This window comes from Mycobacterium sp. EPa45 (assembly GCF_001021385.1).
Classification (GTDB): domain Bacteria; phylum Actinomycetota; class Actinomycetes; order Mycobacteriales; family Mycobacteriaceae; genus Mycobacterium.
In genome coordinates this window covers 1,478,959-1,493,082 of sequence record NZ_CP011773.1, presented here as the reverse complement: position 1 = coordinate 1,493,082, position 14,124 = coordinate 1,478,959, and the positions used below count along the sequence as shown (strand labels likewise).

The window sequence follows — 14,124 nt, the reverse complement described above, 5'->3', positions numbered from 1 at the left end:
CGCCCGGGCCGCTCGGCAGGCGCAGGTAGCCTTTCGCTGATGAAAGCCCTGTCGGCGGCTCTGGGAGTCACTGTCGTCGCTTCGGCCACACTGGCGCTGCGCCGCTACCTGTCGGTGCGCGACGCCCTCGCCGCGGTGCCCGCCGAGCTGCGCAGTCCACTGCTGGCGGTGCTGGCCCGCGACACCACGCCGCGCTCGTTGAAAGCCACCCGGCTGGCCTCCCGCCTCAACATCCCCCCCGGCCATGGGGTCGCGCTGGCGAAACGACAGGTCCGGGGCCGATTGGTGCTCGTCCTGACCCCGCCTAATCAGGGCACCGGCGCGCTGCTCTACATCCACGGTGGCGGAATGGTGGTGGGCTCGCCGCAGTCTGAGGCCAGAGGCAGCGCAGCGCTAGCGCGGCAACTGGGGGTTCTTGTCGCGTCACCGGATTACCGACTCGCGCCCGAGCATCCGTTCCCGGCCGCCCTCGACGACTGCATGTCGACCCTGTACTGGATGCGCGACAACGCCGCCGAACTCGGCATCGATCCAGACCGCATCGCGGTCACCGGGTCCAGTGCCGGCGGCGGGCTGTCCGCAGCCGTCGCGCAACGTGCGCACGACGAGGGCATCCCGTTGGTGGCGCAGGCGCTGGCGTATCCGATGCTCGACGACCGCACCGTGTTGCGTGGCGACCACAACGGTCGCGGCCGTTTCCTGTGGACACCCGAGTCCAATCGATTCGGCTGGACGGCCTACCTGGGAAGTTCACCGCAGGCGTCGGACGCGCCGCAATACGCCGCGCCGGCCCGGCGAAAATCCCTGTCCAGCCTGGCACCGGCGTGGATAGGGGTCGGTGACCTGGACTTGTTTTACGACGAATCCGTCGACTACGCGAAGCGGCTGCGCGCCGACGGTGTCCCGTGCGAACTGGTGACCGTGACCGGGATGTACCACGGCGCGGACGGACTCGCCGCCAAAGTACCTGCGATGCAGGACTTCCGCAGCAGCCTCGCCGATCACCTCCGCCGTCACCTATGAGTGCTCATCTGCGGGTCAGGAATGTTATGGGGTAAGAACGGGAATGGATAGCGGGGGGACCGACAAAGGAGACGGCGCGTGCTGGGACTGCCAGACGGGGTACATGCCTGTTTGTTCGACCTCGACGGCGTCCTGACCGATACCGCCCGTGTGCATACCCGTGCCTGGAAGTCGATGTTCGACGGGTATCTCGAGCGGCGGGCCCAACGGGCTCACACCGCGTTCGTGCCGTTCGACCCGGTCAAGGACTACCGCACCTATGTCGACGGCAAGAAGCGTCAAGACGGTGTTCGGTCCTTCCTGGCCAGTCGCAACATCGATCTGCCCGACGGCGACCTGGACGACCCGTCGACCGCGGAGACGATCAACGGACTGGGCAACCGCAAGAACGCGCTCTTCCAGCAGATCCTGCAGAAGCAGGGTGTCGAGGTGTTCGACGGCTCGCGGCGTTATCTGGAGGCCGTGCACGCCGCGGGCATCCCGGCAGCAGTGGTGTCGTCCAGCGCGAACACCGAGCAGGTGCTGGAAATCACCGGGCTGAACCGCTTCGTGCAGCAGCGCGTCGACGGGGTCACGATTCGCGACGAGAACTTGCGCGGCAAGCCGGCACCGGATTCGTTCCTGCGCGGAGCGCAGCTGCTCGATGTCGAACCGGAGCACGCAGCGGTGTTCGAAGACGCCTTGGCCGGAGTGGCAGCAGGCCGGGCCGGGAAATTCGGTTTCGTCGTCGGCGTCGACCGGCTGGGGCAGGCTGATGCGTTGCGGCACAACGGCGCTGACATCGTCGTCACCGATCTTGCCGAGTTGCTGGGCCCGCCGTGATCAGTGGCGAAGCATTTCCGATCGAGCCCTGGCAGGTCCGGGAGACCCACCTGGACCTCGACCAACTGGCGCAGTCGGAGTCGCTGTTCGCACTATCCAACGGGCACATCGGATTACGTGGCAATCTCGACGAGGGTGAGCCGTTTGGTATTCCGGGTACATACCTGAACTCCCTCTACGAGGCGCGTCCCCTGCCGTACGCCGAGTCGGGTTTCGGCTACCCGGAGGACGGCCAAACGATCGTGGACGTCACCAACGGCAAGATTCTGCGGCTCCTGGTCGACGACGAGCCCTTCGACGTTCGGTACGGCGACCTCGACGAACATGAGCGAGTCCTGGACCTGCGCGCCGGAACTCTGACCCGACGGGCGCGGTGGCGTTCACCGGCGGGCAAGCAGGTCAAGGTGGTCTCGACGCGACTGGTGTCATTGGCTCAGCGCTCGGTGGCGGCGATCGAGTACACAGTCGAGGCCGTCGACGAATTCGCCCGTCTCACTGTGCAATCCGAACTCGTCGCGAACGAGGATCAACCAGAACAGTCCACCGATCCGCGGGTGTCGGCGGTGCTGAAGCATCCGCTGGAGGCGATCCAGCACGAGGCCACCGAAGAGGGCTGCCTCCTGGTGCACCGCACCAGGGCGAGCAAGTTGATGGTGGCCGCCGCGATGGATCATCTCGTCGAGGTCCCGGGCCGGGTCGAGATCGACTCCATCGCACACGAAGACATCGCGCGTACCACGGTCATCTGCGGGTTGCGCCCGGGTCAGCGGTTGCGCATCGTGAAGTTTCTGGCCTACGGCTGGTCGAGCCTGCGCTCCCGTCCCGCGCTGCGCGACCAGGTGGCCGGCGCGCTGGCCGGGGCCCGCTACACCGGTTGGGACGGTCTGCTGAAGGCCCAGCGAAGCTATCTCGACGAGTACTGGGACTGCTCCGACGTCGAGGTCGATGGTGACCCAGGTGTCCAGCAGGCGGTGCGGTTCGGTCTGTTCCACGTGATTCAGGCCAGTGCGCGAGCCGAGCGCCGGGCGATCGCCGGGAAGGGCCTCACCGGGCCTGGTTATGACGGCCACGCCTTCTGGGACACCGAAGGTTTCGTCCTGCCGGTGTTGACCTACACCCAGCCCGAGGCGGCCGCCGACGCGCTCCGGTGGCGTGCCTCGATCCTCGGTCTGGCCAAGCAGCGGGCCGAGCTGCTCGACCTGCGGGGTGCGGCGTTCCCATGGCGGACGATTCACGGGGAGGAATGCTCCGCCTATTGGCCTGCCGGCACCGCCGCGTGGCACATCAACGCCGACATCGCCATGGCGTTCGAACGCTACCGGACGGTCACCGGAGACAATTCCCTTGAGTCAGACTGCGGCCTAGCGGTTCTCGTCGAGACTGCCCGACTGTGGATGTCGCTGGGCCACCACGACCGCGATGGGGTGTGGCACCTCAACGGGGTCACCGGACCTGATGAGTACACCGCCGTCGTCAATGACAACGTGTTCACCAACCTCATGGCCGCAGACAATCTCCGAACCGCGGCCGACGCCTGCAACCGCAACGCCGAGGCGGCGTACGCGATGGGGGTCAGCACCGAGGAGACCGCCGCATGGCGCGACGCCGCCGACTGCGCCCACATCCCCTACGACGAGCACCTGGGGGTACACCAGCAGTGCGACGGCTTCACAAAGCTGCGGGAGTGGGACTTCACCGACGACACCGTCTATCCGCTGCTGATGCACCAGCCGTATGTACGGCTCTATCCCTCGCAGGTGATCAAGCAGGCCGACCTGGTACTGGCGATGCAGTGGCAGAGCCACGCGTTCACCAGCGACCAAAAGGCCCGCAACGTCGACTATTACGAGCGCCGCACGGTACGCGACTCATCCCTGTCGGCCTGCACCCAAGCGGTCATGTGCGCCGAGGTCGGCCACCTGGAACTGGCCCATGACTACACCCAGGAAGCGGCTCTGATCGACCTTCGGGACCTGCATCACAACACCCGCGACGGACTGCACATGGCCTCGCTGGCCGGAACCTGGACCGCGCTGGTGGCCGGTTTCGGCGGCCTCCGCGACGACGAACACATCTTGTCGCTGGATCCTCAACTACCCGAAGAGATCTCACGGCTGAAGTTCGGATTGCACTGGCGCAAGTACCGACTTGCCGCCGACATCAACCACGACGAGGTCACCTATACGCTGCGCGACGGGCCCGACGGACAGCTCACCATCCGGCATTCCGGCGACGATCTGGCTTTGACCACCCGTGCCCCGACCAAGGTGGCGCTGCGACACCGCCGCCCCCTGCTACCCGCCCCCCAACAGCCGCCCGGCCGCGCGCCGCGCCGGCACATCGAGGACTGAGTACTACGCCCCGGTGTTGATCGGCTCGATCGGCAGGTTACGCAGGCCGCCCGGCGCTTCGGTGGGCACCACCGGATTCTTCGGCGCGATCGGCGTCAGGCGCCGGTAGGGCTGGCCCTGAGCAGGACGCAGATCTTCTTCACCCTTGTTGGGCCACAACGATGTTGCCCGCTCGGCCTGGGCGGTGATGGACAGCGACGGGTTGACGCCGAGGTTCGCCGACACCGAGGCGCCGTCCATGACGTGCAGCGTCGGGTAGTTGTACACCCGCTGATATGGGTCGATGACACCGTTCTCGGGCTTGTCGCTGATCGCGGCACCTCCGAGGAAGTGTGCGGTCAGCGGGATGTTGAACAACTCTCCCCAGGTGCCACCGGCCACGCCGTCGATCTTCTCCGCGACACGGCGAGTTACCTTGTTGCCCACCGGAATCCAGGTCGGATTCGGTTCGCCGTGACCCTGCTTGCTTGTCATCCGCCGTCTGCCGAACGCACCGCGCTTGGTGTAGGTGGTGATCGAATTGTCCAGGTGCTGCATGACGAGCGAGATCATCGTGCGCTCGCTCCAGCGCCGCGGGCTCAGCATCCGGATCATGGCCTTCGGATCCTCGCCGGCGTTGGTGAGCAACTGTTTCCACCGCGGTACGTCACTGCCCTCGGGTCCCGGACCGTCGGTCATCAACGTCTGCAGCAGACCCATCGCGTTGGAGCCCTTGCCGTAGCGGCACGGCTCGACGTGGGTGTCCGCACTCGGGTGAATCGAGGACGTGATCGCCACCCCGTGAGTGAGGTCGAGATCGGGGCGGGCCTCCAATCGTCCCGCGCCGACGATCGATTCTGAGTTGGTTCGGGTCAGCACCCCGAGCTTGTCGGACAGCTTGGGCAGCGTGCCGGTATCGCGCATCTTGAACAGCAGCTTCTGCGTGCCCCAGGTCCCTGCCGCCAGGATGACCTGGTTCGCGGTGAACGTGCGGCGATCCTTGCGGGCGACCCGCCCGGTGCGCACGGTATTGATTTCCCAAACGCCATCGGGCCGCTGGACGAAGCCGGTGACGGTGGTCATCGGAAAGACCTGCGCCCCAGCTCGTTCCGCCAGGCCCAGGTAGTTCTTGACCAAAGTGTTCTTGGCGCCGTGCCGGCAGCCGGTCATGCACTCGCCGCACTCGATACAGCCGGTGCGGGCCGGACCGACACCGCCGAAGTAGGGGTCCGGCACCGTCTTGCCGGGTGTCTTCTCGCCGCCCACCCCGAAGAACACGCCCACCGGGGTGGGCGTGAACGTGTCGCCCACGCCCATCTCGTCGGCCACCTCTTTCATGATGCGGTCGGCGTCGGTGAACGTCGGGTTCTTGACCACGCCCAGCATCCGCTGCGCCTGGTCGTAGTGCGGCATCAGCTCTGCGCGCCAGTCAGTGATGTCCTTCCACTGCGGATCGTTGAAGAACGGGTCCGGCGGCACATAGAGAGTGTTGGCGTAGTTCAGCGATCCTCCGCCGACGCCCGCGCCGGCCAGGATCATGACGTTGCGCAGCAGATGGATCCGCTGGATCCCGTAGCAGCCCAGCCGAGGCGCCCAGAGGAACTCGCGCAGTCGCCACGAGGTCTTGGCGAACTCGTGGTCGGCGTAGCGGCGGCCCGCCTCCAGAACGCCGACCTTATAGCCCTTCTCGGTCAGCCGTAGCGCGCTGACGCTGCCGCCAAAACCCGAACCGATGATGAGAACGTCGAAATCCGGCTCCATACCAACCAGTATGAACTTACCGCCGGGTAACTAGCTAGCGCCCCCTGGTTTTCCAGGGCTTTTGCTTCACCTCGTGGCTAGTGCTCGGTCAGAAAGCGATAGACGCCATGCTCGCGGATCAGATAGAGCAGCGCCGCCCGCTCCCACTTCGACCGGTTGCCGCCCCTGACATCGATGTGATGATGGATGACCCTGATGCTCGGGTCGAACTGCCGCCCGACGCCCAATTTCTCCAAACGTATTGCGAGATCCTGAGCCTCATGTGACCGCAGAAGGGGGTTGTAGCCGCCCGCCGCTCGGAAGACGTCGGCCCGGATGAGCAGATTGCCTTCATGCAGCCAGTACGCCGGCTCCGCAACGGGCGGTTCGAGCACGTACGGACAACCCCGCATCAACGGTGCGACCACCCGGTGGATGGCGTGAGCAAGCCGTGGCTTGTCCCTCAAGCGATCGAACATCGCCGGCAGCGACGCCCCGACTGTGTTTCCCCACAGCGAGAACACCGGACCGTAGTTGTATGGCTCCTGAGTGCCGTCGTTCCGGCTGACAAGCCCACCGATCGCGCCGACCCCGCTCGCGGCGTAACGCTCGACGAGTGTTCTTGCGACCAGCGGTATCTCGGGCGTCTCCAAGTCCATGTCGGCGTCAACGAAATGGATGATCACGTCGTCTGCGACCTGGTCGAGTATCTGGTTCCGGTTGGCGCCGGCGCCGCGATTTTCACCGCTGCTCACCAGTCGCACGTCGTCGCCGAATTCACGTACGACATCGCTCGTGTCGTCGGTCGACGCATCGTCGAGCACGAACACGGCATCGTAATTCTGAGCCAACACTTGCGGGATCAGTCTGCGCAGGTGTTCGCCCATGTTGTAGTTCGGAATGGCCGCAACAACCGGCAATCCCTCAGCCATTGGCAGCACCAAGCCGATCCGTCGTCATCCTCATGAGGAAACCGTATGCGGGAGTCATGTCGAACACCTTCCGGATCGATGGCCGCTTGCTGCATTCCGCCCGCACTGGGACCACGGGCCCAACCGAACTTTTGTTAGCCAACATCTTTTCCTGCTTGGCGCGACGCGCTCGAGTATGCGAGGCGATGTGCCGGACGAGCCTGGTGTTCGAACGACCCAGCAAACACTGGAGCCATGAGAATCTCGCCGGTGACCGCCCCACCCGTCCTCCCAAGCGGGGCCACTGCAGACCCCCAACATCGGCACCGGTTGACACTCGTTGTTAGGTCCGGCGCATCCTGTTCCCGGGGGACGGTATCACAGTGAGCGGCAGCGGACTCGGGTCATCTGGCAAACATGCCAACACCCGACCACCGTCACTCGACCACAGCCAACCGAACGACCGAACCCGCTCGACGCGGGTTAACTAGCGGTTTGACGGCCCCGCAGACCGTGGGTACCGTTCACCCATATGTGGGGCATCGTCTTGCTGCTGGGCCTCTCCGTGGCGGCGGACCCACTGCGCATCGGGATCATGATGATCTTGACGGCACGCCCGCGGCCATTCCTCAATCTCGTCGCGTTCTGGGCCGGCGCCATGGTGGCGGGATTGACCTTCGCCATCGGAACCTTCGTCTTGCTGAAGGACGTCGTCCCCGAACTCATCGCAAAGGCGCTTGCTGCAACGGGGCACCTCACCGGCGGCCATGGCAAACCGGTCTTTGGCGTGATCCTCCTTGTCGTCGCCGTGGTGGGCGCCGTGCGTCTGATACGTAAACCGGCATTGGTGCCCGAAGGTACTGGCAATCCGTCGGATTGGGCCGAGCAGCCGCCTAAGCCGGCTAAGTCGACTGCGATCTCAGAGTTGGTTTTCCGCGCGCGCCGCATGCTGAACCGCGGGAATCCATGGATCTCGTTTGTCGCCGGGCTCCTTCAGGGGCCGGCGCCGGTCGAGTACCTCGCTGTCATAGCGGTCATCCACGCTTCGGGGGCGTCGATCGGCTCCCAGGTCGGTGCTTCGATCGCCTTCACCGTCGCCATGCTCGCGATCCTCGAACTTCTGCTCATCAGCTACCTGGTGCACCCCTCGCGGACACAGGCGACGCTGACGTCCCTGTACAACTGGATGCGGACGTACCGTCGCCACCTCATCATCGTCATCGCGGGAGTGTCGGGCATCGTCCTGCTCGCCAGCTGAGCCGACCGGATCCTGCAGGTGAGCCGTTCAGCGGCCGACAGTCAGGCCGACCTTCTGGAATTCCTTGAGGTCGCAGTACCCGGCCTTGGCCATCGACCGGCGCAGCCCGCCGACCAGGTTGAGCGAGCCGAACGGGTCGTCGGAAGGCCCGTTGAGCACCTTGTCCAGCGACGGGCGCTCCCCCGCCGCGATCTGCAGCAGGGCACCCCGCGGCAGCGACGGGTGCGCGGCAGCCACCGGCCAGAACCAGCCGTCACCGAGGGCCTCGGCGGATTCGGCCAGCGGCGTACCCAACACGACGGCGTCGGCGCCGCATGCGATGGCCTTCGCGAGGTCACCCGAGGTGTGGATGTCGCCGTCGGCCAGGACGTGGACGTAGCGGCCACCGGTTTCGTCGAGGTACTCCCGACGGGCCGCGGCCGCGTCGGCGATCGCCGTTGCCATCGGCACGCTGATGCCCAGCACCTCATCGCTGGTGGTGACCCCGAGCGTCGAGCCGTAACCGACGATCACCCCGGCCGCCCCGGTGCGCATCAGATGCAGTGCGGTCCGGTGATCCAGCACGCCGCCGGCCACTACGGGAATGTCGAGCTCGGAGATGAACGTCTTCAGATTCAGCGGCTCGCCATCGGAGGCCACCCGCTCAGCGGAGATGATCGTGCCCTGGATGACCAGCAGATCGACGCCAGCCTGAACCAGCGCCGGCGTCAGCGCCTGCGCGTTCTGCGGGCTCACCCGCACCGCGGTGGTCACGCCGGCGTCGCGGATTCGGGCCACGGCCGCACCCAGCAGCTCCGGGTCCAGCGGCGCGGCGTGTAGCTGCTGCAACAGCCGGATCGCCGCCGACGGTTCGGGCTCCTTCTCAGCGGCCTCGATCACCTGGGTGATCTTCGCCTCGACGTCGGCATGCCTGCCGATCAGGCCCTCGCCGTTGAGCACCCCGAGACCGCCCAGGCGGCCCATCTCGATGGCGAACTCCGGGGACACCAGCGCATCGGTCGGGTGAGCGATCACCGGGATCTCGAACCGGTAGGCGTCGAGCTGCCAGGCCGTGGACACGTCCTGCGACGAGCGGGTGCGCCGGGACGGAACGATGTTGATGTCGTCGAGTTCGTAAGTGCGACGGGCAGTTCTGCCCATGCCGATTTCAACCATGTCACGCATGATCGACCCCTAGCGGGCGTAGTAGTTGGGGGCTTCGACGGTCATGGTGACGTCGTGCGGGTGGCTCTCCTTGAGTCCGGCGGCGGTGATCCGCACGAACTGCGCGTGCTGCAACCCTTCGATGCTGGAGGCTCCGGTGTAGCCCATGGCGGCGCGCAGTCCACCGGTGAGCTGGTGGATGACGGTGGACAGCGGGCCGCGGAAGGGCACCCGGCCCTCGATTCCCTCGGGGACCAGCTTGTCCTCGGAGAGCACATCGTCCTGGAAATAGCGGTCTTTGGAGTAGGACTTGGCCGCACCGCGACCCTGCATGGCGCCCAGCGAGCCCATGCCGCGGTAGCTCTTGAACTGCTTGCCGTTGACGAAGATCAGGTCACCGGGCGCCTCGGCGGTGCCGGCGAGCAGTGAGCCGAGCATCGCCGTCGACGCACCGGCTGCCAGTGCCTTGGCGATATCGCCGGAATACTGCAGCCCGCCGTCGGCGATCACCGGCACGCCGGCAGGTGCGCACACCGCGGTGGCCTCCAGAATCGCCGTGATCTGTGGAGCGCCAACACCTGCCACGACCCGGGTGGTGCAGATCGAGCCGGGGCCCACACCGACCTTGACGGCGTCGGCACCGGCCTCGACGAGTGCAGCGGCTCCGCTGCGGGTGGCGACGTTGCCGCCGACCACCTCCACCCGGTGCCCCACCTCGGCCTTGAGCTTGCCGACCGTGTCGAGCACCCGGCGGTTGTGGGCGTGCGCGGTGTCGACGATCAGCACGTCCACTCCGGCGTCGGCGAGCGTCATGGCACGCTCCCACGCGTCATCACCGACGCCGACTGCCGCACCGACCAGCAGGCGCCCGTCGCTGTCCTTGGTGGCCAGCGGGTGCTGCTCGGTCTTGACGAAGTCCTTGACGGTGATCAGGCCGGTCAACCTGCCGTGACCGTCGACGATCGGGAGTTTCTCAATCTTGTTGCGCCGCAACAGGCCTAACGCCGCATCGGCCGTCACACCCTCCTGGGCGGTGATCAGCGGGGCCTTGGTCATCACCTCGGAAACCGGCTTGCTCATGTCGACTTCGAAGCGCATGTCGCGGTTGGTGATGATGCCAACAAGTGAGCCCTGCGCATCCACCACCGGCAGACCGGAGATGCGGAACCGGGCGCACATCGCGTCGACCTCGGCCAGCGTGTTGTCCGGCGAACAGGTCACCGGGTCGGTGACCATGCCGGCCTCGGACCGCTTGACCATTTCGACCTGTCCGGCCTGCTCAGCGATCGACAGATTGCGGTGCAGGACGCCCATGCCGCCCTGGCGGGCCATCGCGATCGCCATGCGGGCCTCGGTCACGGTATCCATCGCGGCGCTCACCAGCGGCACCTTGAGCCGGATTTTCTTGGTCAACTGGCTGGAGGTGTCGGCGGTGGCCGGAACCACGTCGGAGGCGGCGGGCAGCAGCAGCACGTCGTCGAATGTCAACCCCAGCATCGCGATCTTGTTGGGGTCGTCACCGCCGGTGGGAACCGATTCCCCCAGCAGGCCATTCAGATGCGCGGTCAAGCCGTCGATGCGGCCGGCGCTGCCTTCGGCAATGGTCATCGGTGGGGCCCCCATCAGCTGGCGGAATGAGGACACCATCCTATCGGCTCACGGTTACGTTCCCTGGCGCGATACCCGCCGCGTTACGTAGTGTGGACTCGTGCGCGACCACCTCCCACCAGGCCTGCCACCCGATCCGTTCGCCGACGACCCGGCCGACCCGTCGGCCGCGTTGGATGCACTTGAGCCGGGGCAGCCACTGGACCCCCAGGAGCGCGCCGCGGTCGAGGCCGATCTGGCGGACCTGGCGGTCTACGAGGCACTGCTCGCACACCGCGGGGTTCGCGGGCTCGTGGTGTGCTGTGACGAATGCCAGCAGGACCACTATCACGACTGGGATATGTTGCGCGCCAACCTACTTCAGCTGTTGGTCGACGGCACGGTCCGCCCGCACGAGCCCGCATACGACCCCGAGCCGGATGCCTACGTCACGTGGGATTACTGCCGCGGATACGCCGACGCATCACTGAACGAAGCGACGTCGGACTACGACGGATTCCGCTGAGCGCGGCGTCAATATCTGCTGAGCGCGAAACCGCTCAGTGCCCACTGCCCTGACCGCTGCCGCCTCCGCCGAGACCCGGCAGGTTCGGCAATTGCGGTAGCGCAGGCGCCTGCGGCATCGGGAACAACATCGTGGTGGTGATCACAGCATTCGGCGACTGCGTTCGTGGCGCCTGAATCACCGTCGACGGAATCGAGGCGACGGTCTGCTGCTGCTGCTCGACGACGGCCGTCGACGTGGCCGCAGCCGGAGGCTCCGGCGCGGCCTGGGCCGTCGTTGCCAGTGCCGGCGCCTCGGCGGCGGTGCTGGCACTCGACGTCGCCCCGGCCAACGTCGTCGTGGTGGTCGTCGTCGGCAGCCTGGTGGTGGTCGTGGTGCCGCTCGTCGACGTGGTGGGAACCGTCGTCGTCGGCTGCGTCGTGGTCGGAGCGACGGTCGTCGTGGACGGGGTCGTCGTCGTGGTCGACGGATCGGTCTGCTGAGCCGGCGATGTCGGCGCGTCCGAGGGCGACGGACCGAACGTGCCGGTGCCATCCGGCGTCGTCGAGATTGTGATCGGCGGCATACCCGGGATGCTGGTCGGCGGCACCTCAGGTCCATTGGTCGGGGTGATCACCGCCGGGACGAGCTCGGAGGCCGACGGCGGAACCGTGTAGGTGATGCCGGGCGGCACGGTGGCCTCCGGATCCTTCTGCACGACCTTCGCCGACAGTTCGTTCCACTGCTCGAGCAGCTGCTGCTTCTGCGGCTCGTCACCGAGGCTGTTCACCTTGCTGCTGACCTCGACCAGCTTGTCCTGGGCCCGCTGCCAGTCGCCCTGGGCGACCAACTGCTGGACCTGGGCGAGCTGCTCCTTGGCCGAGGCCAGCGCCACCTGGTCGTCGCGGACCTGGGTCGGCGCGCCGAACAGCATCGTGCGCAGTCCGTAGAGGGCGTCGCCCGGTCCGGCACCGGCCACGACCGCACCGAAGCCGCCGAGGGCGAGCACACCGGCAGCGGCTGCGCCGACGATGCTCAGACCGCGCCGGCTGCGTCCGCTGCTCTGCTTCTCGGCCAGCCCGGCACGCAGTGCGGTGACGGCGTCACGCTCGGTGATCAGGCCGGTCGCCGGCGGCCAGCGCATCTCGTCGCGCCACCCACCGAGCAGGTCCGCCAGTTCGGCGTCGGCGCGGTCTTGTGGGGCCACCGGATGACCGGCGGCCAGGGCGTCGAGGAAGCGCTCACTGGCCAGGATGGCATCGAGCGACGGATCGTCGTTGCGGGAAGTGCGTCCGAAGTCAGGCATGGCCGTTACCTGCCGCGGTGATCTCGGTCTTCAACTTGGCCAACGCGCGGTGCTGTGCGACGCGGACCGCACCGGGTGTGCTGCCGACGGCGTCGGCGGTCTCCTCGGCGGACAACCCGACCACGATGCGCAGCATGAGGATTTCGCGCTGCTTCTCGGGCAGGATCTCCAGCAATTTGGTCATCCGCGCGGCGGAATCGGACTGCATCGCCATCTGCTCGGGGCCGGCGTCGAGCGAGAACCGCTCCGGCACCACATCGGTGGGGTCGGCACGGTTACGGGCCGCGGCGCGATGCGCGTCGGCGACCTTGTGGGCAGCGATGCCGTACACGAAGGCCAGGAAGGGGCGACCCTGATCCTGGTAGCGCGGCAGCGCCTGGATGGCGGCCAAGCAAACCTCCTGAGCGACGTCGTCTGCAGAGAGACCGACCCGCTCCGTGGACCCCAGGCGAGCCCGGACATAACGGACCACGATGGGGCGGATGGTCTCCACAACTTCCCGGAGGGCATCTCGGCTGCCGCCCACTGCCTCAGCAACGGCGGCGTCGAGACGTTCTCCTGGAATTGTCATCGACGGCGATATCTCCAACGTTACGTACGGGACGCTTCCCGGCAGCCATTCAGCTAGACAATATCGGCCCAAAGTGCCGATCGGGTGTTAGCGGCTACTCCACCGACCGCCGCGCCGTGTGATAAGGCCAGCACAATCGTCCCGGATGGCCGAGACCTGCTGTGACGTAAGCGATGCACTACCGATATCGGCCAGCAGACACGCCAGCGCCCAGCGTAGCGGAACCAGTCCATGGGTCTCGGTGTCGCTCAGCGTGGCGTCGGCGACCTCGCGGGCGGACTCCAGGGACCCCGCGGAGCAGAACGCAGCGGCGAGCACCACGCCACTTTTGACCCGATGCCGCCGCAAAGCCGGCAGTGCCCTCTCGGCAATCTCGACCCCGCGGCGCGCGTGGGTCACGGCGTCCTCGCCCCGGCCACCGGCCATCGCCAGTTCAGCGTTGACCCAGGCCAGGCGGATGGCCAACCGCGGCACCTGGGCCTCACGCGTCAGCTCCCCGGCCTGCTCGAGCAGTCGCGCCGAGGCCGCGAGCCGGCCCACCCCCAATGCGTCGGCGGCCAGACCTACGACGGCGTCGGCGCGGGCCTGCACGGCGAGTGGGCCGTCGCTCGTGGTCGGTGCCATCGCCAGGGCGCGGCCGTCCCACCCGGCCGCGAGTCGATGACCCCCGAGTTGGCGTAGCAATGACGCCTCGGTGCTCAACGACAGCGACGCCAAGGCCCCGGCCGGTTCCCGCCGACGCAGCGCGGCGAGGTCGGCGCGGGCGTTGCTGTAGCGCCCCTGGCCGGCGGCGGCGACGGCACGAGCCCATAGCTGTTCGGGAGTGCGCGCGGCGGGCAGCGGCCAGCGGCCCGGGGTATCACCGAAAGCGGCGGCGCTCAGTGCGGAGGTGTCCATCTGCCCGGCACGCTATCAACCGGCGACCGAA

12 protein-coding genes are annotated in these 14,124 nt (G+C 67.0%); 5 read left to right on the top strand and 7 right to left on the bottom strand.

Translation table 11 applies throughout. The features are described 5' to 3' along the window. The first annotated feature begins 39 nt into the window (after positions 1-39). The 3 genes from AB431_RS07050 (at position 40) to AB431_RS07040 (ending at position 4,196) form a co-directional block, all read left to right on the top strand. The gene (locus tag AB431_RS07050) at positions 40-1,023 is read left to right on the top strand and encodes an alpha/beta hydrolase (RefSeq protein WP_047329332.1); all 984 of its coding nucleotides are present in this window, start codon (positions 40-42) and stop codon (positions 1,021-1,023) included. A 78-nt stretch (positions 1,024-1,101) separates the two neighbouring features. Next, entirely contained in the window at positions 1,102-1,845 is a 744-nt protein-coding gene (locus AB431_RS07045; protein ID WP_047329331.1) for a beta-phosphoglucomutase family hydrolase, read from the top strand. Then, entirely contained in the window at positions 1,842-4,196 is a 2,355-nt protein-coding gene (locus tag AB431_RS07040; RefSeq protein ID WP_047329330.1) for a glycoside hydrolase family 65 protein, read from the top strand. The genes AB431_RS07045 and AB431_RS07040 overlap by 4 nt, the downstream gene beginning before the upstream one ends. Before the next feature lie 3 nt (positions 4,197-4,199). Here the strand turns inward: AB431_RS07040 and AB431_RS07035 are convergent, their stop codons facing one another. Then, the gene (locus AB431_RS07035; RefSeq protein ID WP_047329329.1) at positions 4,200-5,936 is read right to left on the bottom strand and encodes a GMC family oxidoreductase; all 1,737 of its coding nucleotides are present in this window, start codon (positions 5,934-5,936) and stop codon (positions 4,200-4,202) included. A 77-nt stretch (positions 5,937-6,013) separates the two neighbouring features. Continuing rightward, positions 6,014-6,847, bottom strand: a complete 834-nt coding sequence (locus AB431_RS07030; protein WP_047329328.1) for a glycosyltransferase family 2 protein — start codon at positions 6,845-6,847, stop codon at positions 6,014-6,016. A 511-nt stretch (positions 6,848-7,358) separates the two neighbouring features. Here AB431_RS07030 and AB431_RS07025 point away from each other — a divergent pair. Then, entirely contained in the window at positions 7,359-8,084 is a 726-nt protein-coding gene (locus AB431_RS07025) for a GAP family protein (RefSeq protein WP_047329327.1), read from the top strand. 27 nt (positions 8,085-8,111) lie between these two features. Here AB431_RS07025 and AB431_RS07020 read toward each other — a convergent pair whose 3' ends face one another. Further along, positions 8,112-9,239, bottom strand: a complete 1,128-nt coding sequence (locus AB431_RS07020; RefSeq protein ID WP_200902745.1) for a GuaB3 family IMP dehydrogenase-related protein — start codon at positions 9,237-9,239, stop codon at positions 8,112-8,114. Between the two features lie 18 nt (positions 9,240-9,257). Next, a complete protein-coding gene (guaB, locus tag AB431_RS07015; RefSeq protein ID WP_200902744.1) occupies positions 9,258-10,724 on the bottom strand; it encodes an IMP dehydrogenase in 1,467 nt (488 codons plus the stop codon). A 211-nt stretch (positions 10,725-10,935) separates the two neighbouring features. Here guaB and AB431_RS07010 point away from each other — a divergent pair, with 211 nt between their 5' ends. After that, positions 10,936-11,340 (top strand): DUF5319 domain-containing protein, encoded by a 405-nt coding sequence (locus AB431_RS07010; protein ID WP_047329325.1) that lies wholly within the window; start codon positions 10,936-10,938, stop codon positions 11,338-11,340. Positions 11,341-11,374: 34 nt separating this feature from the next. On the opposite strand, the gene AB431_RS07005 is transcribed toward AB431_RS07010, so the two are convergent. From AB431_RS07005 to AB431_RS06995, 3 genes are all read right to left on the bottom strand, one after another. Further along, positions 11,375-12,625: an anti-sigma-D factor RsdA gene (locus tag AB431_RS07005; RefSeq protein WP_047329324.1), complete on the bottom strand. Its 1,251-nt coding sequence runs from the start codon at positions 12,623-12,625 to the stop codon at positions 11,375-11,377. Continuing rightward, positions 12,618-13,196, bottom strand: a complete 579-nt coding sequence (locus AB431_RS07000) for a sigma-70 family RNA polymerase sigma factor (protein ID WP_047329323.1) — start codon at positions 13,194-13,196, stop codon at positions 12,618-12,620. Before AB431_RS07000 ends, AB431_RS07005 begins: the two co-directional genes overlap by 8 nt. Before the next feature lie 87 nt (positions 13,197-13,283). Then, entirely contained in the window at positions 13,284-14,093 is an 810-nt protein-coding gene (locus AB431_RS06995) for a hypothetical protein (protein ID WP_047329322.1), read from the bottom strand. Between the last annotated feature and the right edge of the window lie 31 nt (positions 14,094-14,124).

What these genes read in the sequence shown, in the direction of transcription:
- AB431_RS07020 (WP_200902745.1), bottom strand. Translation starts at nt 9,239, where the DNA reads ATGGTTGAAATCGGCATGGGCAGAACTGCCCGTCGCACTTACGAACTC.
- AB431_RS07035 (WP_047329329.1), bottom strand. Translation starts at nt 5,936, where the DNA reads ATGGAGCCGGATTTCGACGTTCTCATCATCGGTTCGGGTTTTGGCGGC.
- AB431_RS07025 (WP_047329327.1), top strand. Translation starts at nt 7,359, where the DNA reads ATGTGGGGCATCGTCTTGCTGCTGGGCCTCTCCGTGGCGGCGGACCCA.
- AB431_RS07005 (WP_047329324.1), bottom strand. Translation starts at nt 12,625, where the DNA reads ATGCCTGACTTCGGACGCACTTCCCGCAACGACGATCCGTCGCTCGAT.
- AB431_RS07030 (WP_047329328.1), bottom strand. Translation starts at nt 6,847, where the DNA reads ATGGCTGAGGGATTGCCGGTTGTTGCGGCCATTCCGAACTACAACATG.
- AB431_RS06995 (WP_047329322.1), bottom strand. Translation starts at nt 14,093, where the DNA reads ATGGACACCTCCGCACTGAGCGCCGCCGCTTTCGGTGATACCCCGGGC.
- guaB (WP_200902744.1), bottom strand. Translation starts at nt 10,724, where the DNA reads ATGCTGGGGTTGACATTCGACGACGTGCTGCTGCTGCCCGCCGCCTCC.
- AB431_RS07050 (WP_047329332.1), top strand. Translation starts at nt 40, where the DNA reads ATGAAAGCCCTGTCGGCGGCTCTGGGAGTCACTGTCGTCGCTTCGGCC.
- AB431_RS07000 (WP_047329323.1), bottom strand. Translation starts at nt 13,196, where the DNA reads ATGACAATTCCAGGAGAACGTCTCGACGCCGCCGTTGCTGAGGCAGTG.